Source organism: Streptomyces sp. BRA346, from assembly GCF_052851135.1.
This window is the reverse complement of sequence record NZ_JAIWIH010000024.1, coordinates 1-24,181: the sequence shown is the minus strand read 5'-3', so window position 1 is coordinate 24,181 and position 24,181 is coordinate 1. Positions and strand designations below refer to the sequence as shown.

Sequence of the window (24,181 nt, the reverse complement as noted above, 5' to 3'; positions counted from 1 at the left end):
GCGAGCAGCGGCGTGGTGCGCACAAGATCCACCCGGAGCGGTGCGTCCTACTCCGGCCGCGGTGCGGCCTCGGCGGCCTCGGTGGGCCGGGGCTCGGGCGTGGCAGCCGGGACCGGTTCCGGGGCCGGGTCGCCGGGGCGGGTGTACGACAGGACGTAGGCGAGCAGGCCGGTGATACCGGCGGTGATGAACGTCGGGGGCCCGGCGGTGGCGGCGACATCGCTCACCCAGGAGGCGTCGCCGAGAACCACTCCCAGCGTCTGGCCCATGACGATGCAGAGGCCGCCGATCAGGAAGCCGAGGACGCCGAGGCGGAAGAGGATTTTGATCAGGTGGGTGGGCATGGCACGACCTCGTATGGCTGGTGCGAAGGGGTGGATCAGACGGGCAGGGCGCCGGTGGCCACCGCGGCGCCGATCAGCAGGATCGGCAGGCAGTAGTAGCCGACGAGAGGGGCGAAGGTGCGGGCCGGGTTGACTCCGGCGATGCCGCTAGCCACGTAGATCGGGGCTCCCGAGGGCGGCGAGGCGCCCTCGGTGGAGGCGAAGATCAGGACGGCGACGCAGGCGGTGGCGGCCGGTACTCCGGCCTCGGCCAGGGACGAGACGGCGACCGGGCCGATGGCGGCCATGGTGGCGCTGGCGGTGAGCGGGATGGCCACGGCGACGACGATCACCCCCACGATCAGGGTCATGGCCCACTTCGGTGCGTGCAGCTGCGTCAGCACGTCGGTGAGTTGCTGCGGCAGGCCCAGCTCGCCGAGGACGTTCGAGGCGGAGAACGCGGCCACGATCGTGACGCCGATGACCCCGAACTGCGGTGCCGCCCCTTCCAGCAGGTGCCACCACCCGCGGGCGGCGCGGGGCAGCTGGCGGCGGCCCAGGAACAGCACGATCCCGATGAGCAGGACCGGTATCCAGGTGATCAGGCTGATCGCGTCCGACATCTTCGTACCGACGTAACGGCCCAGCTCGCCGCCGGTCGGTCCGCGGGTCAGCAGCAACGGAACGACCATCCCGACGAACAGGAACAGACTGGTCCACCCCGCGCCCAGGCTGACCCGGAGCGGCAGCAGGTCGGCACGGTCCATGGGCTGGATCTTGTGGCGGCGGACCATCCAGAACGCCGCCAGCAGGCGGTAGCCCAGACACCACAGCCCGCCCATGAACAGCGGCAACACGATGTCGTCCTGGGAGACCAGCGCCGCCACCCCTGCCGAGCCCATCAGGATGAACATGGTGGAGCTGAACGGGAAGGTGACACCCATGCCCGCGCCACCGGCGGCCACGGTGGCGGCGAGTTCACCGCTGACCTTGGAGCGCTTCATCCACGGGATGGTCACCGAGCCGACGGCGGCGGTGACGGCCGCTCCCACGTGGGCAATGGCGCCGAAGATGCCCGCGGCGACGGTCGAGGTGTACACCGGCCCGCCCCGCAGCCGTCCGAGCAGGGAGTTGAGGATGTTCAGCAACTGATCCAGGACCGGCGTACGGCTCAGCAGGTAGCTCATGAACACGAACGCCAGGGCGGCGAACGTGACCTCCTGCATCGCCTCGGCGAATCCGCCCCACATGACGTGGCCGATGTCGCCGCCCGCGAACAGGCCGGTCACCAGGAAGCCGACGAGGAGGGCTTCGCCGATGTTCCTCTTCAGCACGGCGTTCCAGACGATGATGGCCGCCATGTAGCAGACCAGGGCCCATATCGCGATCATGCCGCTTCTCCTGCCGGTCCGTCCGTGGCCGGTGTGGCTGTGGTGGATGTGGCCTTGGCGGGTGTGCTCGTGGCTGATGCGCCCGCGGTCGGTGTGTCTGTGGCTGATGCGGTCATGGCCCGTCCGGCCTCTTTGGCCTGTCCGGCCTCTTTGGCCTGTCCGGCCTCTTTGGCCTGTCCGGCCTCTTCGGCTCGTTCGGCTCCTTTGGCCTGTCCGGCCCGGATGCTGCTGCGGCGGCGCGCCTCGTCGGCCTCGATCGCACGCGCCGCGACCAGGGTCGACTCTGCCTCCTCGGCGGGGAGGACGGCGACCCCGTCGCCGTCCGCGACGACCAGGTCACCCGGCCTGCACACCGCGCCCCCCACGGCGACGGCGACGTTCACCCTGCCGGGGCCGTCCTTGTAGGGCCCGGCAGGCGTGACCGCGCGCGCCCACACCGGGAAGCCGATCTCCTCGAGGACCTCCACGTCGCGGGCGGCACCGTCGAGCACCATCCCGACCACTCCGCGGGCCAGGGCGCGTTCGGCGATCAGCTCGCCGATCAGGGCGCGCTGTGTGTCGCCCTGCCCGTCGACCACGATCAGATCGCCGGGTCCGGCGATCCGCAGCGCCTCGTGGATGGCCTGGTTGTCCCCGGCCCGCGTCAGCACGGTCACCGCCCGGCCCACCGCGCGGGCACCGGTCCACAGCGGGCCGATGCCGGAGTCGAGCAGCCCCAGCCGGTCGCGTGCGTCACCGATGTTGGCGGTCGGCAGCCCCTCGTAGGCCGCCAGCAGCTCCTCGGTCACCAGCGGCACGGCGCGCAGTCCGTCCGGGCGGGCGGCGAGGGCGTGCAGCCTGCTGATGTCGTGCGCCAACGCCGCGTCCAAGCCGAGCTCCGTCATCAGCCCGGCCGCGGCGGCCACCTCACCGGCCCGCCGCAGCCCATGCTTGAACGTTCCTGCATAGAGCCTTTCCAACGTGGCGTCGCCGTCGGCCAGCTCCTGCGCGATCTGCTCGCGTACCCACCGCTCGTCCCCGGCGGCCCGGCCCGCCTCCACCGTCTGCACGATGACCGCGCCCAGCCCCTTCATGAAGAGGCTGCGCAGCAGCTTGCGCGCCGACGCCGCCCCCGGCTCCCCACCCAGGTCCTCCACCGGCGCGCCCAGCGCCCCGAAGTGCTCCGCCACCGCCGAGGCCCCGCGGCCGCTGGCCACCAGAGCCGTACGGTGGCGGTACGTGGGCACCGAACCGATCACGGACACGTCCGCGAAGACCGCCCGCCCGCCCTCGGTGACGATGCCGTCGATCCTCTGCTTGAGGTCCGGCGCCCCGGCGTTCATGTCCGCGAAGACGACACCGCCCCGCAGATGCGGCGCGGCCTCCGCCGCCACCCCCGCAGCCGCCGCGGCCCCCGTCAGCCCCAGCACAAGATCGGCCCCAGCGACGGCCTCCGCCACGCTGCCCGCCCGGCCGACACCGGCCGGCGTCGGCACGTCGCCGGGGTCATACCCCACGACGGACCAGCCGTTTTCCGCGAACCCCGTGGCGTACAGCGCCCCGGCCTCGCCCAGCCCAAGGATCCCTACCCGCATCGACACCCTCGCTTTTCTCGTACAGTGATAATTTTTCTCACGTGAGGTGGGGAGGATCGTGCCCACGCCTGAACCCCACGTCAAGGGGTGGGACCGCACGGGATGTTCTGCGATGGCTGCGACGGCGGGCAGGGCTAGGGTTCAGCTGTGACCGGCTCAGCGGAGCGCCCCGTGCTGTTCCTCGACATCGACGGACCGCTCATCCCACTGGGAGGGCCGTCCAATCGGCCTCGTAGGGCCCACGCTGTCCGCCCCGAAGGGCCCTCCGCTCCGGAGAACCCGCTGCTGGAGCGCCTGGACCCGACCGTCGGGCCGCGCCTGGTGGCGCTGGGGTGCGACATGGTGTGGGCCTCGACCTGGATGGACGATGCGAACGAGGTGGTCGCTCCACGGATCGGGCTGCCGCGGTTGCCCCGCTGGCCTCGGCCGTGATCGAGCGCATCGCGGACCGCCACCGCCTCACCCGCCGCTGGATGTTCGGCGCCGCCCTCGGCCTGGCGGGCACCGTCATGCTGTGCGCGGCGGAGGCCGCGCGGGCACACGATGACCCCGGAACGGCCTCCGCGGGCGCCACCCTGCTCGGCGTGCTGCTGGGCCTGATCGCCGGTGTGACCTACGCCCTCTACTCCTGGGCGGCCCACCGCCTGATCAACCGCGGGGTCCCTTCTCGTGCGCGATGGACACGATCTTCGGCCTGGGCGGGTTGCTACTCGTACCCGTCCTCCTGACCACCGGCGCCCCGCTCACCAGTTCCTGGCCGAACGCGGCCGTCGGCGCGTACATGGCGCTGGTCCCCATGTTCGTCGGTTACGTCCTCTTCGGCTGGGGCCTGGCGCACGTCGCCGCCAGCACGGCGACCACGCTCTCCCTGCTCGAACCAGCCGTAGCGGCCGTCCTCGCCGTGCTGGTCGTAGGCGAACGCCTCCCCGCCTCCGGCTGGACCGGCATCGCCCTCGTCGTCGCCTGCCTGGCGGTCCTCACCGCCCCGACACGACCCGCCGCCCGGCGGCCACGACAGCAGGAACCCGCTGCAACACCGGTGCCCGGGGCCACAGCACGCCCCGCGGCGCCCACCCCCGAACAAGGCCGCTGAGCGACGCCCGGTGGACTCACCGCCAAGCGCTGAGCAGTTCCTCGGGGCCGTACGCCGCCTGAAGGCCGGAACAACCGACCCCGCTGCGGGAGACCGCCACGAGCGGTACCGGCTCGTCGGTGATCGCTGCCCGGTGCTTCTGTAGTGCGGCCAGGTCGTGGCTGTCGAACGCGGAGTTCTCCAGCCACTTGACCGAGCCGAGGAAGAGCAACTGTTTGGCCACCGGCTGCCGGTCGGCGCCCACCAGGTCGATTTCGATGTCGTTGCTGCGGGTCCAGTAGCCGCCGATCGCCGGGGCGGCGGGCACGGACCCGTCCGGCAGGAGGCGGGCGAGGGATTCCCGGACCAGGGGCTCGATCGCGCGGCCACGCCAGCTCGTCCACCGCTCCTTGATCCGGCTCAGCGTGAGATCTCCCCGCATCCGCTCGATCTCCGCCATGTGCGGATCCAGAAACGCGAGCCAGAAGCGCAGGTAGGGGTCGGCCACCCGGTAGCGGCGTTCCTTCGACGGCCTCAGTGAGAGCGGCAGCTCGGCGGCCACGACCCGTTTCTCGGTCAGGACGTCAGTGGCCCGGGTGAGAGTGGTGTGAGCGATGCCACCGGCCGCGCGAGCGATGTTGGTGAAGGTTCGCTCCCCCGATCCGATGGCCCGCAGGACCTCCCTGCTCATCGCCTGCGGTGGAAACTCCGCGGCCAGTGAGCGCTCGGCGGAGACCAGCAGTGCCGAGATCGGGTTGTCCAGCGAGTGGCGGAGGAACTCCCAGACATCCGCTCCGGCCCGCCACTCGGCGCAGATCAGGGGGAGGCCCCCCGTGATTAGAGCGGCGTCGAACGCGGCTGCCGGTGACAGGTCGAGCATCTCGCCGATGTCGGCCGGGTTCAGCGGGCCCACGATCATTTCCCGGCCCCGCTGATGAAAGGGGCGGTCGTAGTCGTTCAGCGCCTCCATCATCGACAGATCGGACCCGACCAGGAGGAGAAGAACCGGCTTGCGGCTGAGCAGCCGGTCCCACGCCCGCTGGAGCATGCCCTCGAAGGCGTCGATGCGGTGCATGAGATACGGAACCTCGTCGATGACGACCACGCTGGGAGAGTCGTCGGGCAGGATCTCCGCAAGCAGCCTGAGCGCCGCGTTCCACTGATCGGGGGTCTCCTCGTGGAACAACCCCCGCTCCGGCAGGGTGGACCTGGCGACGGCGTCGAGCAGCTCCGTCAGCTCATCCTCCGCCGTGCCGCCCGCCGCGGTGAAGAAGAGGTACGGCGTCTCGGCGCGCCGGAGGAACTCCTCGACGAGGCTGGACTTGCCCACCCGCCGCCTTCCCCGCATGAGGATGCACTGCCCCGGTTTCCCCGACCCGGCGGCGTCCTGAACCGTCTGCAAGGCGTCGCGGAGCACGTTCAGCTCGCGATCCCGCCCGATGAAACGACGCACGGCAAGCCTCCCGGTAGCGATAGTCTCGCTGGAGATACTATCGCTAGCGATAGTAATGTGCTCGGCGTTGTGCAGGTGGCACCAGGCTTCGAGGCAGAGCGGTCGAGCATGAGGTGGCTGAGAGTGCGTATGGTCCGGCTCCCCGAGGTGGCGACGGCATCAACGGCATGGGCGAGCTGACGGACTCGTTGTACGGCAGGCGCTTCGCTCACCCCGCGAGGATCTCCTCGGTGTCCGTGGCGATGGGCACTCCGCCGCTGAACGGCGCGGGTTCGGGCGTCGTCGGCGGGGCGGCCAGCAGTTGGGCGGCCAAGGCGTCGGGGTCGATAGCGGCGGGTGCCTTCGCCGTACCCGTGGCAGCGTCCCGGCCGCCATCCCTCGTCCCGATGCCGCGCGGAGTCGGCACGGGAGCGGCGGCCCGCCGAGGCCGGGCCTTTTCGATGCACACGGTGCCGTCGGCCGTCTCCGCGACAGGGGCGTATCCCTCGCCCCGGAGCACGGCGAGAGTCGTGTCGACCGGGCTGCGGCTGATCAGCACCGTCGGCGCCAACTGCCGCAGTTCGAGCCCGCGAGTCTGCGGTGGGCGGTGAGTTCGGCCAGGAGGGCGGACTCGTCGCTGTGGAGGACGCAGGCGGCAGGAGCGATGCGTACGCCTACGGTCGTTGAAGTCAGCGGAACAGCCCGGGCACCGGGCAGACCTCCAGTGGCTCTTCAGGCCGACCTGCCCAGCGCCACCAGACATGCCGATCGGCACACCTCCACAGCATTCGGCAGGTTTGCCGGTCGTCGCCTTCACGCCTGGAGAGCACGAAGCCGCCGCACTTCATGGGCTGACTGCACTCAGGACAGGCCAGGGCGTCGTGGGTCATGTGGCGCATCCTAATGGAGTGACCAATTCGTCCCGAACTCTCGGCTGGGTGGAGTGGCCTGATTGGTTGGCCATCGAGGGCTTCTGACTGGTTCGCTGTGCTCGCGGTGGTTGCTGTAGCTGTACTCCACTGCTGTCTCCGGTGCCATGACGCGTTGCTGGTCATGGCGGCACTGACGATGGTGCGTCAGACCGTTAATTTCGCGCGCTACACGCTCCTCATTTGCAATCTTTCGCCCTTTCCGTCTTTCCGTGCCAGTTATCGATACCACTCAGCGTGTTTTGGTGAGCGAGATAAAGAGTCTCTCTGTAGGCGGCGAACGCCACGTATGTCGAAACGCATGCCGTGAATAGCGTGAGAAATGCTGCTACTCCTGCGAGGAGAGTTCCCCATGCGCTCAGCCGTGAGTGGCGTTCGGTAGCGTAGGTGGGATCGCCCGGTTCCCTTGCACAGCACTAGTCATGTTCTCCCCCTTCCGCCACTTACCCGGCGGGCTCAGCTGACAATCTCGAACGCTCCTCCGGGTAACGGTCCTAGGTGGGTCGGGCATGAGGACGTGCCTTTCGTTGGCACCGTCCCGCTGTCATGGCCGGGGCGCCCCACTTCCCCACGCGACCTCCCTTCCGCGCTCGCCACGCCGTACGTGGAGCTCCAGGAACCGTGGATCGGTTTTCGCCGTGGCAAGAAAGGCGTCCGCTGGATCTGCCGAGTGCGGGCATGTACACGTTAATGTCCTGGGATCACGGGGTGGTCGACATGGATCGCGTCGCTGACCGCAAACGAGCGACCGCTACTTACCGCCCTATCTGCTGCGCATATGGTGGGGGTCCCAGTCCCGGGGATGTCGCCCGGCATGCGCACAGGCGTGCCGCTGATCGACTATGGCGGGCGATGCAGGAGGGGTTCTCGGATCAGCCTTTCCGCTTTGACCACCAGTGTGGCGTTTTCTCGGCGGAAGGCGCAGTACCGTTCTCAGTGTCGTCCGTGAGGAGCACTTCTCGGGATTGATCTCGACCCACTTCACCGTCGTAGGCATTCTGCGCTGCAGACAAAACTCCCTGAACTACCTCAGTGACAAGTTCGTCACGTCGGCCGTCTTCCAGCCTGAAGGTAAGGCGCTCAGCGGATAGGACGTAGCTAGTTACTAGTGGTTGTCGGAAATAGTAGTTCAGTTGGTCCATAGCCCGATCTTCGGACTGAGAGAAAGTTCGGCTTATGTAGGCTGACAGTAGGCTCCCCACCAAGGCAAGGGCGCCTATTACGATCTTCGAAGTCTCGCTTCCGGACCGAATAGCTACTATTGCCCCCGCAACTAGGACCGTGTACCCAATCGCAATAGCCCATCGACTATTTCGAGAGGCCAGTCTTGCCTGTTTCGTGGCGATTTCGTGATAGACCTGCATCTGGGCTCGATTTAGTGTGATGAGATTCTGCAGACCTGGCTCTTCAAGGATCCTATGAGATTCGTCGCCATCCTCTTCGCGCGCGCTGGTCGGAACGAAAGTTACCTGGGCATATCTGTAGACGTAGCGCGCTCCTGCGGCCAGGGCAAATGAAAGCAAAACCCCGACTATGGCAAGCGTGACAGCGATTCTCCATCCAGCGTTGAAGAGGACGGACAGGAGTGCCCCGCAAATAGCCATGATGAAAATGACCCAGGCGGCACACAGAAGTGCATTCTTGCGCTCCACTGCGGTATTTCGCTCATTTGAAGATAGCCATTGTTTCCATTGCGATTCTCGCCACCGCAACGGATATTCCGTCGAAGTTGCATCTTCTGGCTGCAGGCTGCCTATCACGTATCGGCGGGCAGAGGGCAGGTCAAGGTAATTATATGTGGAGTCCGGCATGAGAGCTCCCGAATTTATCGGGCGACTGAAAGGGGGTCGCGGTTCCAAATGCGTTGCTCGGAGTTCAAAATTCGTCTACTGGAAACTTTCGCGACGCTTGAGTTCTATTTCTTAGGTTATCACCGTCGCGTAGCGGCGCCACTCGAATGCTCTCAATAAGGCGTTTAGCTGGCGGCTGGCAGAGCTTGGGTCTAAAATCTGCCCCGCTGTAATGCTGATGCCTCAGAGTAATCAGATCGCGAGGAGAATCACCGAGGTCGATGGAGGGCTTTGAGCTGGAGTTTCATATGACCGAGTCAAGCTGCCTGTGCGGCTGGTGGGTCGGGGGTGAAGACTCGGTTGTCGCGGAGGAGTGCCCAGAACACGCCTGCTCGGCGTCGTGACAGGGCGATGATGGCTTGGACGTGCTTGCAGCCTTCGCTGCGCTTTTTGAGGTAGAAGTCCCGGTGGGGCCGTCGCGGATGATGCTGGTCTGCGCGGAGAGGTAGAACACTCTGCGCAGGCGGCGGCTGTAGCGCTTGGAGCGGTGCAGGTTGCCGGTGCGGCGTCCGGAATCACGTGGAACGGGCACCAGTCTGGCCGCCGAGGCCGTATGGCCGGCGTCAGTGTAGGAGGTCAGATCGCCTGCGGCGACTACGAATTCGGCCCCGAGGATCGGGCCCATGCCGGGCAGGGACTCGATGATCTCCGCCTGTGGGTAGCTGCGGAACGTATCGCGTACGTTGCCAAACGACCACCAGACAGCCGGTCGTGGTCGCGATGGCCCACGGCGCGAGCGTCCGCGGCGGCACGGTCTACGCCTGCCCCGACTGCGCGCCCACGTTCCCGCAGCAGCGCGATCCGTTCGACGGGACGATCCTCGCCCACCGCGATACGCAGCCGGGCTCCGCAGGTCCCGATCGAGGGAAAGTGAGACGGAGAACGCCGAGTGAAGGCACTGGCGGACCATACGAGATTCGAACTCGTGAGGGGTGGCCCCCAACACGCTTTCCAAATGTTCGTCTGGGGGTTCGAGACGGCCCAGGGGTATTCTGACCTGCAGCGGAGCGAGGTGTCGGACGGCGCTGAGCGGGGGTGAACGAGGCCAGAACTGAGACCAAGCATGGGCCGGTTGTTACTGGTTAGTGCGGCTTTGACGGCGCCTTGTTGGCGCCTTGCCTGTGTGCTGTCAAGTCTTCCAGGGCGGTAGTGCTGGTGGCGCCCTTCCTGCCGCTTGCAGTCCGCTGTGCCTGGCATTTGGAACCTATTGCATCAAAAGTTCCGTATCAGCGGTTTCACGATCGATGCTGCTGCTTGGTCCACTACAGTCGTGTTTTATCGGTCACCGACGTTTTCCTGACGCTGTGTCCAGCGACGGTCTCTGCCGTACCGTCCGCTCACACGTGGCACGTGCATGATGGGCGCTGATCTTCCATTCACCCGAGGGGCTGTCGTACCCCGGAGATAGCCTCCAAGGGACGTTTTGAGCGGTCGAAGCGGCGTGCGTGCGCCGTTCGCTGGAGGGGTTGGCGCCATGAGGCGGTCGAACGAAGACCGTGATCGGGAGATGTGCAGGCAGTACGCGGCTGGTCGTACCTTGCAGGAAATTGGGGAGACGTTCGGTGTCTCCGGGGAGCGGGTACGTCAGATCGTCAGCAACTGGAGCGATGCCGTCTCGGCATCGGATGCTCGCAGTGCTCGGCGTGAGGCACGAGCCGAGCAACTGACCAGCCAAGTCAACAAATTTCTGACGGTACATCGAGAGGGCATTGCCAAGCTGGCGGAGGCGGGAGCGAGCCGTAGCGATGTCGAAGCACGCTTTGCTCTCCTGTTCCCTGAGGTCGACGCGGTAGTGGTGCGTGAAGCGATCGCCAGCGCCAAGGTGCTCTTCGACGTGGATGTCCAGGAGTTCGCGTTTTCGACTACCGCGATCGAGGCCGCCGTTTGGTACGCGCTCGCCCGAGAGCAGGGGCTGACGGGTGACCGGCACGGAGCGGCGCGGGATATGGATCTCGATGATATGGAGGAGACGGGTCAGGCCCTCCTGCGGGCCGGAGTTGAGCCGATGGCAGTCGCGGAGATCCTCGGCCTGATCCACGCCGCTCAGGAACTTGTACGGTCCGGGGCAGAGGTCGGCATATCCGCGGCGCGTTACAACGCGCGACGGGAGTCCGTGCTGGAAGAACTCGGCATGGAGTCTCAAAAGGGTGCCAGGCCGTGGCCGCCCACGAGTCAGACCGTCATGAAGCGGTTGGGGGCTGGGTCCTGGGCAAAGGCACAGGTCGCTCTCGACCTCACCCCCGATTCCCGGGGGCGGCCCGAGGGCTGCTGCTGTTCGAACCCCGGGACTATCCTGCGGCCGTCGCGGACTTCCTCCGCGACGCCCAGTCCGCTGGCGGTCCAGCCACCTTCGAGGGGTACGCCTCTTGGGTTGAGGCAGAAGAGCGCTCCGGTCGCAGGCGTCCGTCCGCAGAGTCCGTACGCCTCTACTACCGGGGGTGGACCCCTGCGAAGCGGGCTGCGATCGCCGACGGTGCCGCGATTCCCGCCCCCAGGACAAGAGAGCGGGCTGGCACCCCACAGGCGGCGACAGCGTTGCACCACGCCCAGCAGGAGATCGAACGGCTCCTCGTAGCCTTGGGCGAGCTGCGACCTGCGGACCGGTCCACCCACTTGGAGCGGTTCATCAAGTCGTTTATGCAGGAGTTCGAATTTCGGCGCCGGGGCTGGATCCGAGCGGTCGTGGCGGTGGACGGGTCGGCTGTCAGGCGACGGCTCGCCGATCCCGCGCTCCGCGCGAAACACCGGACGGCTCTGACCCAGCGCCCGCCTGCAGTCAGCGATGTCCTGACCGACATGTACCTCGACAAGCTCGGAGGGGGTGACCCGCGCGTCACCGATGGCTGGGCGAGGGCCGATGTACAGGCGGAGCTCGACTCTGTGGGGGACGGGGCGATCCTGCGGTTCACCGTGCTGAAGGAGGCGAGGAACTACCTCGTGCACGGCTCCAAGGAGGCGCATAGGAGGCTTGAAGCGGCCTTGGAGGGGCTGGCTGCCGTGGACTCTGCGTTCGAGCTGAAGCAGTCGCTGACAGCTCGAATTCTTCTCACCTGGCTGTTGTCGAACGAGCAGCGGCGGCTGCGGCTGCTGCTCAATTGCGTGCCGGAACTTTGGCGGGCCATGGTCGTTGGAGAGACGCTGCTCGCAGCGCGCCCTAGCATCACGCTTTCATGAGGTGGGCCGTCCGGCTGGTGATCACATAAGCAATCGAGGCGACCACACTGGCTCTGGCCGCAGCTGCTCAACGGATGCGGCGCGGCCGACCGGCGCGCCCGGGCCGGGTGTAGACGCGGCGTGGGACCAAGAACACCAAATCCAGGGCTGGGCGCCGGACGGCGCCCTTGCCTGGCTCGCTGGTCACGATGCTCCGTGCCCACGCGAAAGCGCAGAATCAGGAGCGCGCGGCCGCGGGGAACCTCTGAGGCGAGTCGCCCTAGGTGTTCACCAAGCCGCTTGGTGGCCCGCTGAGCCCGAACACGGACTATCACGACTGGAAGCGGCTGCTGGAGGACGCGCGGGTTCGGGACGCTCGGCTTCACGACGCCCGGCACACGGCCGCCGCCGTGCTCATGCTGCTCGGTGTCCCGGATCGCGTCATTGATCAGATCATGGGGTGGGAGCCGGGTACCTCCGCTCGTATGCGGGCGAGGTATCTGCACGTGCCGGACGCCATGCTCAAGGACGTGGCCCGGAAGATCGCCATCGCCATCTGGGCACCGCCGGAAACACCGCCTGTGGACAAAAACCAGGACAACGAGGGCTGAGAGAACGTCGAAGGGCCCCACCGCGAGCGGTGGGGCCCTTCGACATCGTGCCCGGTGAAGGCACTGGCGGAGGATACGAGATTCGAACTCGTGAGGGGTTGCCCCCAACACGCTTTCCAACTGTTCGTCTGGGCGTCCGGCGAGGGCCGGCGGTGTTCTGACCTGCGATGGAGCGGTTCGCTGGACAGGCGGCGGACGGCTCCGGACGGGGGTGAATGCAACCAAAACTGCAACCAGAGCGGTGGCCACCGGGCTGATCTACCCCGTAGAGGCCGTTTTTGATCTGCATGTGAGGGCCCGTTGATGCGGCCCTCACACAGTCTCGGAATCATCGCTGATCAGGGGCCGGTCAGCCCGTCACGGGACTGTGAGCCAGCTCCAGCCCGAGTTGCACCGGCCGGTGACGAGTCAGCACCAATGCGGCCACAGCACCTGCGTCACGCCCGCTGACCTGGGTGCACAGCCACAGGGCGTGGCAGAGCCGACCCTCCAGAAGCGAGGGCCGGCTCCAGGGACCGACGGGTCACCAGCCAGGGAAGGTGATCAGCGCCGCCACCTTTCCCATACCCACGCGATCGCGGCCACCGTGGCGCAGCCGATCACCTGCTCCGCCTGGGTGCCAACGCCAGCTGAATAGCCAGCGGCATAGCCGACAGCGACAGCAGCCACGAACAGCTCAAGCCTCGGCGGTCGCTCGCCTTCGGCCAGCAGCACGCGCATACTGGACATGGTTCTACTCCTCACTCGATGGATGGGGACCATCCGCCGGAGCCCGTAGATCTGTGGAAGGTGACACGGGATCCGGCGGAAGCATGTGGGCTATCGCTCGTCACTGTCTCCCTGCGGCGCGGGCAGCTCTGCTGAGATTTCGGAGCTGATCAATTCCGCAAGCCTCACGGTCATTCGCTGACGCTGTTGGTCGGACAAGCTGCGATAGGCGCGCCAGGCTAGATCAACAGGTGAGCTTGGGCGACGGTCCATGGCCATCCAGGCCATGATGAGCGACCTCTCGGTAGGGGACAGGCTCTGCAGCCGCTCCCAGACTGAATCCGGATCGGGTGCCTGGACGATCCTTTCCAGCGGTCTCAGCGTCGGCAGCACGTCAACGTTGGCTCGCTCAGGCACACGGGCAGCCCGGCGTACACCCGGTTCCCAAACGGGGTGACCAGCCTTCACGAACCGGCACTCGTTGGCCCCCAACAGTGCGTCGTCGCGATTGGTGGCGATGGACCAGCCGTACTCTCGAAGATCTCGCATCCGGCGGTCGATCTGCGCGACACCGGGAAACGCCTCCCTTAGATCCCTCTTCGTGAACACGTTTCCTTCGCCGACCACCGTGACGAGCCACAGCGCGGCCCGGACCATCGACCCCATATTGAGCTCAGAGTCGTTCCAAGCGGGCAGATCAGCCTTTCTCATCAGTCACCTCCTCCAGCCTCTCTACGACTATACCGGTTTCCGGCGTAGTTCGGCGCGAGTAGGCGAAGTTCGGCGGGATTGGGCGCTGTACGCTGGGCGGGCCCGCTTCGGTCGGCACGGCGATCGCGTCCGGCCCCCTCATCAGCGTGGACCTCGCCTGCCGCCGAATCCCGGCTCAACCAACACTGTCGGACGGTCCCCGGCTCTCCATGAGCTGTTGGATGGCAGCCAGGATCCCTTCCACAGCACCGGGTTCGGCTGCCAGGGCGGTCAGAGGGACCGACGGCCAGCCCTTGTATCCCTTCTCCCGCTGCACCTCCAGCTTCTTCTGCAGCTCGGGAACGGCCGGCAGAGACTCCGCGAACGCCGCCGTCGCGTCGAGGTCGAGGTGATGGGTGATCGATCCGAAGCTGAAGGCGAGCTCCTCCTTGGCGGGGCTGTCGTACAGGGACAGCGTCCAGAGCGGCACCTGGCGGCCAGCGACTGGGTAGTAGACGGACATGCTCGGGTACTTGGCCGTACCGCCCTCCGGCCGTCCCCTGGCAGCCGCGTGATCGAGTAGTGCGGTCGCGATACGCCTCGTTTCCGGGGCGAGGCGAGTCCTTATCACCGCGTCCATGTCGTCCCGGGTGGTTCGCTGCGTGGTGCGGCGGCCGGACGGGGACTTCGCTGCCGTGGCGACCTCGCCGTGGACGCGCGGGACGAGGACGCGGAGGTCACCTTCGCCTCGGTACTGAGTCAGCTCGACCGCGTACACGTCGGTCTGCCGCATCTGCCGGTTCAGGAACTCGACGATCGCCCTCAGCTCCAGCGGGATCCGGTCCGCGACGAACAGCAGCCGCATCTGCCCTGTGGCCAGTCGCTCTTCGACCGTCGTCCAGAACTCCTCCCGGGAGCGGTCCCCGAGCAATTCCCCGTACGCCTCCTCCAGCAGTCGGCCGTCTGCGACACAGGTCTCCTCGAAGGAGCGCTGAAGCAGCGCTGCGGGCCAGTAACGTGCTCCGTTCGCCGCGTAGTCCAACATCTGGCCCACCACCTCGCGCCGGAGCCGGGTGTCGCTTGCCCGCTTGACCTCCACCAGCGTCGGCACCCCGTCGGCGTCGACGAAGAGATGGTCCAGCCAGTAGGCTGGACTGCTCTCCACACTCGTCGAAACACCCATCTCTCGCGCTACCAGCACCAGCCGCAACGGCCGGCCATCGGCCAGAGAGCCGAAATCCAGCACCCGCGGGTGGCGCGCGAGGAGCTCCTGGAACTCCGCCTCGGTCTCGAATGCGGCCGGCTCCAGAGCTTGCAGATCGCTCCCCAGGACGAATACCGACTGATCAGTCACCTGTTACCCCACCCCTGTGCTCCCGAGACTGTGGTCAGCGATCGTTTGCCCGTCTATTGATACCGCTGCAGGGCCGTGTCAAAGGGCTCGCCCCCGCCATATTCCCCTGGTGTGCGCCCTGTTGAGTGTCAGTAGCCGTTCCTATCGTGGAGGAATGGCGAATGGGGTGTGGCACACCGGATATGGCATAGAGATCAATCTGTCGTTACCCGATCTCGGGCATCCGGGCCGTCCGGAGCTGCTCGGCGAGATCACCGCGCGCGTCACCGACCGAGATCCGCAACTGCTCGAGTGCTTGGCACACCACGAGGGGCGGGAGTGCCAGTCGGAGACAGGCGGGAAGTCTCCGTGGATGTTCATCCGTCGAGGCAGGGTGGGGGGCCGAAGGCCCCTGGTCGCCTCTCACCTGCCGGTCACACACAAGCCGACCCCGACGGAGAGTGCACAGCACAAGGCCACGAAGGAACGGGTCGTCGAAACCGCCATGCGGTACGGGCTGGATTCCGAGGCCGAGGTTCCCGTAGCCAACCGGCGGAGCGTCACCGACGCGGTCGTCGCCGGGCCCAGCGGCCTACGGATCGGCTGGGAGATCCAGTACCACCACCTCAGCCCCAGCAGCGTGCACCGCCGCTCGGCCAACGCTGTGGAGCACGGCATCACACCCCTCTGGGTGGCGAAGGACCGGGCAGCCTCCCTGATCGACCGAGCGCCGTGGGCACGCGTCGACGACATGCCGTGGAAGGACATCGCGGATGGCAAAGAGATGGTGATCCGTGGCGGGTACCGTCACCTTCAGGTCTGGAAGTGCGTACCGAGCAGCGACCGCCACTGCCTCGTCAGTGAGGGCGCCGGTCACTGTGGCGCGATTCACGCCGACTGGTTCGTGCCCGCGCTGTGCGTGCCTGAGAAGAGGCCAGTCCACATCGAAGACCTGGTTTTGCAGAGCGCCACGGGGGAGAGCGTCCCGGTCTACGTGCCCAGCCGCGGCAACGGCCGGGCCGGTCGGCACATGTGGGTATCGCAGGACGATCGCACGCTGTGGGAGGAGATCGTCGGTGAACGGACGCCTCTTCCCCCAGCCTCGGCCGAAGAGGACGACGATGTGATCACCTTCGCCGAGCAGGAGATCGACCGCACTTGCCGGGCAGGAGAAGAAGGCTGGTTCGTCAGCGACGCCCGGCCCATTCGCGACCTAGGCCAGCCGACTGGCGGCTTCACCCTGCCCCGCATGCCCGTACAGGGCTCTCATGATCCGATGCGGATCACCCCAGTCGAGCGGGCCGCCGCCTCCGCCGCGCTGAGATGCCCGATGTGGGAGCTGGGGCCATGCGCCGGGTGCAGCCAGCTGATGCGCAGGTACGGGCGGTACGCGGCGATGTATTGCAGCGTGTGCCGCACGGTCCTCAACGGCCGCCAGAGACTCTGACGGCTGGGCTGGCACTGGTCGGCAGCAGTCATGTCTTTGCTCTAAGCGACATAGCTCGGTGCGCGGTGATCGCTACTTGTCAGCCCAGCGGGAGCGGTGCTGCCGGACGTACTCAAGGCGGATTCGGTGCTGAACATGAACCGTCAGAGGGCCGAGATCATTGCCTGTGGCCGCGTCGACGATGCGGAGTGCATCAGTGAGGAAGCGGGCACCCATGTCGAAGCGGACGTGACAATTCGGACAGAGGCAGAGCACGTTTTCGACTCGGTCGGGACCGTTGTGGGGCGCGCCAAGTGCCTGTATGTGCGCAGCTTCGCTGTAGGCGAAGAGCGGCGCCGGTAGTTCGATCATCGTTCCGCAGAACTGGCAGGTGTTGTTGTACAACGCTTTGACCTGGCGTGTGACCCGGGAATCTCGGTCTGGGGCCTGTACTACTGCAGTTCTCCGCGGGACAGGTATATCGGGGAAGTCCGGGGCGGCGCCCTCCGCGTGCCACGAAGGCTCTACGCGAACGTCGGCCGAGCCCACGTCGGTCGGCGCGGCCACGCTGGTCTTGGCAAGGGGATCCTCAAGCAGAGTGCTGTCCGTATGGGCGAGGTCGGCGACATCGCGAATGGAGCGCCACACCAGGGACCACGCTGCGTCGATCATGTCCGGCTCGATGACGGGTGACGTCTCTGCGGCGGCGAGTGCCGCTGCCACCCGAAGGGTGTGCTCCCCCACCCGGATCGTGAAGGCGGCGTCCCTTGGGGCCGGGCTGTCTAGCAGTGTCGAGTCCTCAAGAGCTCTGACCTTGTCCCACTTCTCTGCTGCGGCTCGCCCCAACTTCACTTCTCGTTGGCTTCCGATCGCCCATGCATACGCGTCGACCAGCTCGGGAGCGGGGCCGGTCTGGGCAGGGCGACCGTCGCGGGGAAGACCGCGGAGCTTGAACGGGAGGAAGCGGGAGTAGAAGGCGTCATCCCCTGGTGCGTACGGGCGCTGCTTCCATCCCACATCCGAGATTCCCCAGAGGACTCCCACCATGGGCGGTATACGGTCCAGCTCCCGCTGGGCAGGGGTCTGCTTCTTCGCGTCAACCCTCAAGAAGTTGCTGCCGTCCCACGCCTGACGCAACGCGTGGTTGAGCTCACTCTGGAGTCGCTGCTTGCCGACCGGAGTCCATCGGAACGGAGAACTTTCAAGCAACGTGCTCCGTGGCGCGGAGGTGTGCAGGGAGGGATAGCGGCGTGCTGATTCCACCGCGCTGAAGAGGTGGGCCGCGCTGTTGACTGGGTGGCGCCCCGCCAGCGATGTGAAGGAGTCCCGCACGCGCAGTGCACGTACCACGGTCTGCGCCATCCCTTCAGACGGATTCCAGCTGTCTCCGACAAACGCAGTCCACACCAGCGTCGGACGCACCCCCGGTAGGTACGAGCGAACCTTCACGGTGGGCGCGATTGCTGTTGACCATACCGAGATGGTTGCCGCATACATCTCTTCGGCGTGCAGATCGTCTGACGGGCTCAGCTGACGGGCGAACTCCCCGATCGGGCCGTGCAGGATGACTTTGTCAGCGGACACCGTCTCTCCTCTGTGACTGGGGCTGCGCGGCCTCGCTGGCAGCCGGCTCCGCAACGATCTCGTGCGGACGGTGCGCCGATCATGGTAACTGCAACCACGAACGTCGAAGGGCCCCACCGCGAGGGGTGGGGCCCTTCGACGTTCGTGCCCGGTGAAGGCACTGGCGGAGGATACGAGATTCGAACTCGTGAGGGGTTGCCCCCAACACGCCTTCCAGTTCTTCGTCTGGGGGTCCGGCGGGGGACGGGGGTGTTCTGACCTGGGGTCGAGGGAGTGATGGCGGCGCTCTTGGACGGCGCCGGACGGGGGCGAATGAGACCAGAACTACCTGCTCAGGGCTTTCTTCGGCGTCGCGCTGGGCCAACGGATGGGCGTCCGCAAGCTGGGTAGCCTACTTGCCATGGCCTGTACGCAAGCGTGTGCTCACCCGTGGGGGCGGCCGGGCCTGGTTGCGGGATGACGCGGGTCTTGTGCGCCATGCCACTGCTGAGGGAGTGTACGAGGAGACCTCGGCGAGCTGAATGGCTCAACAGCAGGTTCGGCTTATTCGTCCGGCAGGTACACGCGGGTTCGCGCGTACCCGTATGTGTCATCGGGACCTCGACCTTGCCGTCGTATGTCCCGTTCCGAGCCCAGCCTCCACCACCACTGACCAAGCTCTTGCTGAAGGCGCCTCGTCACTGATTGTCGCGCGAACGTTCCGGTCTCATCGAATCCCCGTCGACGCTTGCGCCATGCCCAAAAAGCCCAGATGGTAAGGCCAGTGGCAAGGAGTAAGGCGCCCGCCAGGTACACCACCCCATCGGCCGAGAACGCTTGCGGATCCCTTTCTCTCTCACTGCCCGCAGCTGACACTTCTTTAAGGGCTCGCCCGCCGCCGAGCACCAGCACCGTGGCAATCGCGACAAGGAACGCGACGAGATTGGCGCGGAGTGCCACCACGGCCCGCAGCACATGGGTGGCGATGGTGCCAGGTCTCTTGCCCATGAACTCGGCCGTTTCGGCCTGCGTATAGTCCATCGCTTTGGTCGCCCACACTGCAGTGCGTTGCTGCGGCGGAAGGTCGTGCAATGCCTTGTACACAGCCATGCGGTTGGCGACCAGTCCGCTGAAATCGGCGACGTGGACTTCCCTACTCACCTGTCCTTGTGCACCACCCGCTGCGGCCGACTTCCCTTGCACACGGTTGTCACGCCCTGCAGCCCTTACGTCGTTGCGGATCACCGCGTACAGATATGCGCGGGGCTCGCGGACGCTCTCAGGGGCGCGAAGGACCTTGGCGAACGCCGTCTGCACGACGTCCTCAGCGCCGACGACGGAGTCGGGGACTCCTTCCTCGGCCAGCAGTCGACGGGCGAGCCCGGTCATCTCCGCATGGTGATCCCGGTACACGGTGTCCAAGGCCGACACCGGATCCTGTGCCTGCTCAGCCACGGCCCCTCCCCTGCCTCTTGCCCGGCCCCTCACCGTGCTGCTCGCTTTCCTCCCCGCGCCGCGCTCGGACCAAGGCCGCCCTGCCCTGGGCCCGATTGCGGTAGGTAACACTGTCCACCCAGTCCTTCACGCTCGGGGCCAGAAGAACAGCGATGGACATCAACGTGCCGGCAACCTCCACCGGACAACCTCCTTCGATCAGCGGCTCCCGCTTCCCGCGCTTTCGGGGCATGGGCCGTACATCTCTGAAGAGGTGCGGCAGGCTCATCCTCATGACATACCGCCGCGAATTGTTGTGAGGCGCCCGCCTGATCTTGCTGCCGTCAGATCAGATGGCCTGGGCGGTGGTGCACAACTCGACATCGCGGTCGGAGAGGTTCTGGCGCAGCCGGTAGGCGCAGTCAACGGCGTCAGCGAGGTCCACTGCGGAGACGACGCCATGACGTACCACCTGGGCTGACTTGGAGTTCACGCGGACATTGGGTTGATGATGAGGCGCTGAGATCGGTGCCCGCAGGCCCTGCATTTCGCGTACTTCAGGCCAGGCCCCCCTTCGGCCGCTCACGTAGATCGGGTTTCGCGTCCGGCGCGTTGGGGTCCGGCTTCAACCATCCCTTGAGGTCGGGATAAGGGATGAACCGGTCGGGCTCCCAGCAGTACAGCCGCCACTGGCCCGGCAGCAGCGACGAGACAGGGTCTCCTTGCGGGTCTTCATAGAGCCACCGAAAGGTTGCCGGGACTGCCTGACCGTCAGGCTGATCGGCCAGGTGGACCTCGACCTCGACGAGGCAGGAGGCCGGCGCGATGTGGTCGACGGTCAAGACCGTGAAGGCTGATAGTGGTCGGTCCTTGTACAGCATCCTCACTTCGCGGGGCATGGCAGCGCCGTGCTTGTCGCGGATGGGTTGTGAGATCCATTGGGCCATCCGCCCGTAGTTGCACTGTGCCCAGGCCGTCAGGAACTGCTCGGTGGCCGAGGCAGGGGCCTCCTGGCTGAAGCCCGCGTCGCCTGAGCTGACGCGGTGTGGCTTCCAGACGTCATTGGCCTTTTGGTGCCTACTAAGTTCGGACAGTGAGTGCCATAGCTGCCTCATGGTCGGCCGGGGTGGCGGCGGGGTCTTCTCCTTGAGTGTGGCGTTGGCCCAGTCGACGACCGCGAACAGACGGTTCCAGGCTTTGGTCGCCACTATGATGTTGTCGTAATTGAGGAGGCTGCCGTGGACGATGCCGTTGCGGTACAGCTCGTAGACGGGGTCCTCGTTGGTGGCGCTTTTCCCTTTGATGAACGTCTTGTGCGCGTTGGCCAGGCCCATGTGGTGTCCGACGACGCTGTCCCATGCATGAAGGTCCTCGGCTTGCCGCGCGTGCAGGCCCCTGCGTACGGTCTCGAATTCGTTGACGAAGCCGTCCATGACGCTGAGCAGCAGGTGAATGCAGGCGTAGTAGCGGCCGGCGGCGTAGTCCTCGTGAGCTTTGAGGATTAGATGCCGCCGCTTGCGTAGGGCTGGCAGTTTATTGATCACTTGCAGGCGGAAGGCGAGCGCGTCCTGGTCGGTGTACAGGGCGATGAACGCCTCTTCCGCAGCCTCGGGACCCCCCTCGGATATGAGCAGCTCGGCGATGACGTCGACGGGGAGGTTCTCGTGGAAGATCCAATTCCTGGGCCCCAGCACCTGGTAGAACACATCCACGGTTTCGCACAGGTGTTGCAGTCGGCGCTCGATGACCACAAGGTCCGGGCGCTGATCACGGGGGATCAGGAACCGAAGCGCCCGAGCCTGCCGCAACTGCTGATGCAGCTGGCGAACCGACGGCAGATCCTGCGCAGAGGCGTATCCGCCGATGCCGTGCGCCGCGCTGGACGTGTCATCTGAATCTGCCGATCTGTTTTCCATCCTGTCAGGGTATGTACTGGTACCGCATGGGGCCACCAGATTGTGGCGCACCGGGAATCTAGGGGATGAGGAGACTGTCGGGCAGGAATATTTGTCGCACTGCCAGATCCAGGTCCTCTTGGGATTCGGGGTCGCTATCGCTGTGACGGGTAGATGCCAGGCCGGCCCCGCTGACGAGGTCAGCCAGTTGCAGCGACGGGTGGCTGGCGGATTGGCCGCGCACCAGCTCACCGCGCAGGGCGTGCCCGTCGCGCTGGTGCCATGTAGTGATCATGGCGGCGATCGCCTTGTCGAGGACGTCGAACTTCTCGTCCGTGAGGAGTCGCTGCTCGTCTGCCAGGATGTCGAGGCGCCCAAAGCGTGCGGATGCGGAGCTCACCAACGCGGCGAGGGCGGGGATGATCGGGTCCATCGCGTCATCGTCCAGGCCCGCAACTGCGCTGGGGACGCCTGCGGCGGCTTGGCTGCGCTCCGCGGCGAATTCCTCGGCATAGACGCGGGTGTGTTTCGCCAGGAATTCGAAGACGTCGGCGAGATGGCGTACAGCCGGGTTCTTCTTGCGGCGAGAGTAGGATGCCGCCTCACGGTAGATACGGTAGAGTTCGTCGGCGCTGATTTTGTCGCCGCGGCGATTTTTCTTGGAGAAGAACATCGCGGTAGTGGCTAGCAGCACATCGAAGTGGTCGGCGCCCACAGCTTTCGGTCCCCAGGTGGCGAGGTCAATCGCGATTTTACGGACGATCCCGTTGCTTACGACATCGATGCCGAGGGCGTGGTAGCGCTCCTCGATGAGAAGGTCGACCAATTTCGTAGCGATCATGTACCGCTTGTCAACGACATAGAGTATGGTTCGGCCAGCTAGGGCGCCGGACGGCGACAGGAGTTCCGCGAGTATGTCGCGCTTCCAGGCGTCGCCCAGCTTGCTGAAGGACCGTTGGAATTTAATCTCCGGTGCCTGCACCCGAGCTCGGGTGCGGATGTCTTGGAGGATTTCAGCGGCCTCTGCGTCATCGATGGCGATGCCACCGAGGACGAAGTAGCGGTGCTCACGCCCATAGAGCTGATCTCCATCATTGCCAGCCTCGTCGATGGCGAACCAGCGGCTGCGGCCGGGCTGGTCGCTGGTAAAGGCAGGATGGTTTCGGCGGCTGTAGCTCGCTCCCGGAAGCCCGGTACCGGAGTTGGGCGTGCGCGTGTTTGGGTCTGGCATGAGCGAAATGATCGGTGACGTGGGCCTGTAGCGGCAACGCCTAGGAATCATCTCCATGCCGCGTCGAGCCGTGGAGGGGACCGGGCTTGGCCCCGTGCATGTGGATGTGTCGATGCGGGTATGCGGAACGTCTGCGTGGGGTCAGGTGCCTCTGAGCTGGCGGGGGAGGGACCGGTAGACCTGTTGCCGACGCATACATATGCAGCCTGCCGCAGAGACAGTACGCTAATCAACTATCGGAGTGGTTTTCGGTTCCTCCGAGTTTCCCGGCGAGTTCGTCGACTTGCTGTTCCGTCTTCGCCGCGGCCTTGCGCTGTCGCTCCAGTTTCGCCTTGGCTTTCCGAAGTTCGGCGTCCAAGCGTTCCCGCCGGACCTCGCCCTTGGGATCTTCCGTGGGGCCGATGTGTACGGCCTCGACTACGCCCCGCCGCTGCCCGCAGGCCGGGCACCGTGCTACGGGTATCGAGTAGTGCTGGTGATCACGGTGTTGGGTCCTACGGACGGTGTGGTCGCAAGTGAGTATGAGGTCCCAGTCGTCCAGTTCCCGCTTGTCGGTCTTGTGGGAGAGTAGCTCAGCGATCACTTCCCTCTGCTTCTCGCTTATGGGAGGGGGCGGGCAGCAGTGGCCGCAGTGCTGCGTGCGCGATCCGCTCATCGTCCAGCGTACGGCGCGGCACTCGCCGTGACGCTCCTTGTACCGAGCCTCTTCCGCGTCGTGCTCGGCCTGTTCTTCGGACGTCATCCGCAGTAGCGGCGGTAGGTTGCCACGGCCGTCGAGAATCGGCTCGCCGCAGCCGCGGCAAGGATGGCCTGCTTCGAACTCCTCGCGGCTCAGGTACGTGCCTTCCCGCTCCCACTCCTCGTCCTTTTCCTCCCGGCGCCGGTCGTCCTCCTCTGCTTCCAGCGCTGCGCTGCGGGCCCTGGCTCGGGCTCGCTGCTGCCGCTGCTCCTCTGTCATTTTGCCCACGGGCCACCTCCGGGTCATTGATTGCGACCCAGTGTGAGAGCGATGGCACTCAGGCTGAAGGTCGAAGCAGATCTGAGATCCTCGTTGTGGCCGCCTTGGTCGAGTCTGACCAGATTCCGTACGGCGGTGACCGGTTCGGATGAGCGGTTTGTCTAGTTGCGCAGGTAGTGCTTCTGATGGCCACGACCCTGGGGCGATCCCGCAGGGAACTGATGCCCAGCAGCCGGTGCCGAGGCTATGCACAGGACGCTGCGTCGTTGCTGACCAATCTCGTTGGGCTGCCGTCCACGGCCCAGTCTTGCGTGTGGAGAACTGACGGTGCCCGTGTTCAGCTACGCCAGCGACATCTGCACAGCGTCAACCAGCAACGTCGCTCGCACATCGTTGGGACCTCCGATGATGTTGTTCATCGCGTAGCCGAAGGCGTTCCCGTGCTCGGGATCGGCGACACCGAGTGAGCCGCCTCGGCCGATGTGGGAGGAGGCGCTCGGGCTGATCACGGGGGGTGCCTCTATGTCTTCCGTCAAGACACCCCTGTCGGTTTTGGGGTGGTTCGGGGTTGCTGGGGTTATGCGGCGAGTTCGAGGTCCCTCGGTGTC

Annotated in this window: 21 protein-coding genes and 4 pseudogenes; 7 read left to right on the top strand and 18 right to left on the bottom strand. The window is 66.0% G+C overall.

The genetic code is table 11. The annotated features are described in order from the left end of the window. Nucleotides 1-47 precede the first annotated feature (47 nt). The 3 genes from LCH29_RS26765 to LCH29_RS26755 are packed head-to-tail and all read right to left on the bottom strand — an operon-like array spanning nucleotide 48 to nucleotide 3,288. Nucleotides 48-344 (bottom strand): hypothetical protein, encoded by a 297-nt coding sequence (locus tag LCH29_RS26765; protein WP_446464277.1) that lies wholly within the window; start codon nucleotides 342-344, stop codon nucleotides 48-50. A gap of 35 nt (nucleotides 345-379) precedes the next feature. Continuing rightward, entirely contained in the window at nucleotides 380-1,714 is a 1,335-nt protein-coding gene (locus LCH29_RS26760; RefSeq protein ID WP_446464276.1) for a TRAP transporter large permease subunit, read from the bottom strand. After that, nucleotides 1,711-3,288 carry an RraA family protein gene (locus LCH29_RS26755; RefSeq protein ID WP_446464337.1) on the bottom strand — a complete coding sequence of 526 codons (1,578 nt, stop codon included), beginning with the start codon at nucleotides 3,286-3,288 and terminating at the stop codon, nucleotides 1,711-1,713. Before LCH29_RS26755 ends, LCH29_RS26760 begins: the two co-directional genes overlap by 4 nt. Nucleotides 3,289-3,435: 147 nt before the next feature. On the opposite strand from LCH29_RS26755, the pseudogene LCH29_RS26750 reads away from it, so the two are divergent. The 3 genes and pseudogenes from LCH29_RS26750 to LCH29_RS26740 all read left to right on the top strand — a co-directional run. Further along, nucleotides 3,436-3,711 (top strand): annotated as a pseudogene (locus LCH29_RS26750) (hypothetical protein); the annotation flags it as partial. Nucleotides 3,712-3,716: 5 nt separating this feature from the next. Next, the gene (locus LCH29_RS26745; protein WP_446464275.1) at nucleotides 3,717-4,016 is read left to right on the top strand and encodes a hypothetical protein; all 300 of its coding nucleotides are present in this window, start codon (nucleotides 3,717-3,719) and stop codon (nucleotides 4,014-4,016) included. Further along, nucleotides 3,965-4,381, top strand: a complete 417-nt coding sequence (locus tag LCH29_RS26740) for an EamA family transporter (RefSeq protein ID WP_446464274.1) — start codon at nucleotides 3,965-3,967, stop codon at nucleotides 4,379-4,381. Before LCH29_RS26745 ends, LCH29_RS26740 begins: the two co-directional genes overlap by 52 nt. Before the next feature lie 16 nt (nucleotides 4,382-4,397). Here the strand turns inward: LCH29_RS26740 and LCH29_RS26735 are convergent, their stop codons facing one another. The 5 genes and pseudogenes from LCH29_RS26735 to LCH29_RS26715 all read right to left on the bottom strand — a co-directional run. After that, a complete protein-coding gene (locus tag LCH29_RS26735; protein ID WP_446464273.1) occupies nucleotides 4,398-5,813 on the bottom strand; it encodes an ATP-binding protein in 1,416 nt (471 codons plus the stop codon). A 208-nt stretch (nucleotides 5,814-6,021) separates the two neighbouring features. Then, nucleotides 6,022-6,363 carry a hypothetical protein gene (locus LCH29_RS26730; RefSeq protein WP_446464272.1) on the bottom strand — a complete coding sequence of 114 codons (342 nt, stop codon included), beginning with the start codon at nucleotides 6,361-6,363 and terminating at the stop codon, nucleotides 6,022-6,024. 118 nt (nucleotides 6,364-6,481) lie between these two features. After that, the gene (locus LCH29_RS26725) at nucleotides 6,482-6,682 is read right to left on the bottom strand and encodes a dehydrogenase (protein WP_446464271.1); all 201 of its coding nucleotides are present in this window, start codon (nucleotides 6,680-6,682) and stop codon (nucleotides 6,482-6,484) included. A 911-nt stretch (nucleotides 6,683-7,593) separates the two neighbouring features. Then, entirely contained in the window at nucleotides 7,594-8,373 is a 780-nt protein-coding gene (locus LCH29_RS26720; protein ID WP_446464270.1) for a TRADD-N-associated membrane domain-containing protein, read from the bottom strand. Between the two features lie 455 nt (nucleotides 8,374-8,828). Then, nucleotides 8,829-9,253 (bottom strand): annotated as a pseudogene (locus LCH29_RS26715) (transposase); the annotation flags it as partial. A gap of 792 nt (nucleotides 9,254-10,045) precedes the next feature. Here LCH29_RS26715 and LCH29_RS26710 point away from each other — a divergent pair. The 3 genes and pseudogenes from LCH29_RS26710 to LCH29_RS26700 form a co-directional block, all read left to right on the top strand. Continuing rightward, nucleotides 10,046-11,146, top strand: a complete 1,101-nt coding sequence (locus LCH29_RS26710; RefSeq protein WP_446464269.1) for a sigma factor-like helix-turn-helix DNA-binding protein — start codon at nucleotides 10,046-10,048, stop codon at nucleotides 11,144-11,146. Continuing rightward, entirely contained in the window at nucleotides 11,107-11,745 is a 639-nt protein-coding gene (locus LCH29_RS26705; protein ID WP_446464339.1) for a hypothetical protein, read from the top strand. The genes LCH29_RS26710 and LCH29_RS26705 overlap by 40 nt, the downstream gene beginning before the upstream one ends. 116 nt (nucleotides 11,746-11,861) lie before the next feature. Next, a pseudogene (locus LCH29_RS26700) lies at nucleotides 11,862-12,335 on the top strand (tyrosine-type recombinase/integrase); the annotation flags it as partial. A 543-nt stretch (nucleotides 12,336-12,878) separates the two neighbouring features. On the opposite strand, the gene LCH29_RS26695 reads toward LCH29_RS26700, so the two are convergent. From LCH29_RS26695 to LCH29_RS26685, 3 genes are all read right to left on the bottom strand, one after another. Further along, nucleotides 12,879-13,064 carry a hypothetical protein gene (locus tag LCH29_RS26695; RefSeq protein WP_383157161.1) on the bottom strand — a complete coding sequence of 62 codons (186 nt, stop codon included), beginning with the start codon at nucleotides 13,062-13,064 and terminating at the stop codon, nucleotides 12,879-12,881. A 90-nt stretch (nucleotides 13,065-13,154) separates the two neighbouring features. After that, nucleotides 13,155-13,754: a hypothetical protein gene (locus LCH29_RS26690; RefSeq protein WP_383157159.1), complete on the bottom strand. Its 600-nt coding sequence runs from the start codon at nucleotides 13,752-13,754 to the stop codon at nucleotides 13,155-13,157. A gap of 175 nt (nucleotides 13,755-13,929) precedes the next feature. Next, nucleotides 13,930-15,087: a hypothetical protein gene (locus LCH29_RS26685; protein WP_446464268.1), complete on the bottom strand. Its 1,158-nt coding sequence runs from the start codon at nucleotides 15,085-15,087 to the stop codon at nucleotides 13,930-13,932. Between the two features lie 154 nt (nucleotides 15,088-15,241). Here LCH29_RS26685 and LCH29_RS26680 point away from each other — a divergent pair, with 154 nt between their 5' ends. Further along, nucleotides 15,242-16,513, top strand: coding sequence for a hypothetical protein (locus tag LCH29_RS26680; RefSeq protein ID WP_446464267.1), 1,272 nt, complete (start codon nucleotides 15,242-15,244; stop codon nucleotides 16,511-16,513). Nucleotides 16,514-16,585: 72 nt separating this feature from the next. On the opposite strand, the gene LCH29_RS26675 is transcribed toward LCH29_RS26680, so the two are convergent. From LCH29_RS26675 to LCH29_RS26645, 7 genes and pseudogenes are all read right to left on the bottom strand, one after another. After that, nucleotides 16,586-18,076 carry an HNH endonuclease gene (locus LCH29_RS26675; protein ID WP_446464266.1) on the bottom strand — a complete coding sequence of 497 codons (1,491 nt, stop codon included), beginning with the start codon at nucleotides 18,074-18,076 and terminating at the stop codon, nucleotides 16,586-16,588. A 543-nt stretch (nucleotides 18,077-18,619) separates the two neighbouring features. Beyond that, nucleotides 18,620-19,510 carry an RNA polymerase sigma factor gene (locus tag LCH29_RS26670; protein WP_446464265.1) on the bottom strand — a complete coding sequence of 297 codons (891 nt, stop codon included), beginning with the start codon at nucleotides 19,508-19,510 and terminating at the stop codon, nucleotides 18,620-18,622. Nucleotides 19,511-19,838: 328 nt separating this feature from the next. Further along, nucleotides 19,839-19,982: a hypothetical protein gene (locus LCH29_RS26665; protein WP_446464264.1), complete on the bottom strand. Its 144-nt coding sequence runs from the start codon at nucleotides 19,980-19,982 to the stop codon at nucleotides 19,839-19,841. 64 nt (nucleotides 19,983-20,046) lie between these two features. Further along, entirely contained in the window at nucleotides 20,047-21,405 is a 1,359-nt protein-coding gene (locus tag LCH29_RS26660) for a hypothetical protein (protein WP_446464263.1), read from the bottom strand. A 58-nt stretch (nucleotides 21,406-21,463) separates the two neighbouring features. Next, a complete protein-coding gene (locus LCH29_RS26655; RefSeq protein WP_446464262.1) occupies nucleotides 21,464-22,615 on the bottom strand; it encodes a DUF3800 domain-containing protein in 1,152 nt (383 codons plus the stop codon). A 229-nt stretch (nucleotides 22,616-22,844) separates the two neighbouring features. After that, nucleotides 22,845-23,573 carry a hypothetical protein gene (locus LCH29_RS26650; RefSeq protein ID WP_446464261.1) on the bottom strand — a complete coding sequence of 243 codons (729 nt, stop codon included), beginning with the start codon at nucleotides 23,571-23,573 and terminating at the stop codon, nucleotides 22,845-22,847. 341 nt (nucleotides 23,574-23,914) lie between these two features. Continuing rightward, a pseudogene (locus tag LCH29_RS26645) lies at nucleotides 23,915-24,181 on the bottom strand (hypothetical protein); the annotation flags it as partial.

Bases quoted from the DNA above. Each gene is read 5' to 3' on its own strand.
- LCH29_RS26755 (WP_446464337.1), bottom strand. From the start codon at position 3,288: ATGCGGGTAGGGATCCTTGGGCTGGGCGAGGCCGGGGCGCTGTACGCC.
- LCH29_RS26725 (WP_446464271.1), bottom strand. From the start codon at position 6,682: ATGACCCACGACGCCCTGGCCTGTCCTGAGTGCAGTCAGCCCATGAAG.
- LCH29_RS26710 (WP_446464269.1), top strand. From the start codon at position 10,046: ATGAGGCGGTCGAACGAAGACCGTGATCGGGAGATGTGCAGGCAGTAC.
- LCH29_RS26765 (WP_446464277.1), bottom strand. From the start codon at position 344: ATGCCCACCCACCTGATCAAAATCCTCTTCCGCCTCGGCGTCCTCGGC.
- LCH29_RS26690 (WP_383157159.1), bottom strand. From the start codon at position 13,754: ATGAGAAAGGCTGATCTGCCCGCTTGGAACGACTCTGAGCTCAATATG.
- LCH29_RS26695 (WP_383157161.1), bottom strand. From the start codon at position 13,064: ATGTCCAGTATGCGCGTGCTGCTGGCCGAAGGCGAGCGACCGCCGAGG.
- LCH29_RS26655 (WP_446464262.1), bottom strand. From the start codon at position 22,615: ATGCCAGACCCAAACACGCGCACGCCCAACTCCGGTACCGGGCTTCCG.
- LCH29_RS26760 (WP_446464276.1), bottom strand. From the start codon at position 1,714: ATGATCGCGATATGGGCCCTGGTCTGCTACATGGCGGCCATCATCGTC.
- LCH29_RS26650 (WP_446464261.1), bottom strand. From the start codon at position 23,573: ATGACAGAGGAGCAGCGGCAGCAGCGAGCCCGAGCCAGGGCCCGCAGC.
- LCH29_RS26680 (WP_446464267.1), top strand. From the start codon at position 15,242: ATGGCGAATGGGGTGTGGCACACCGGATATGGCATAGAGATCAATCTG.
- LCH29_RS26740 (WP_446464274.1), top strand. From the start codon at position 3,965: ATGGACACGATCTTCGGCCTGGGCGGGTTGCTACTCGTACCCGTCCTC.
- LCH29_RS26660 (WP_446464263.1), bottom strand. From the start codon at position 21,405: ATGGAAAACAGATCGGCAGATTCAGATGACACGTCCAGCGCGGCGCAC.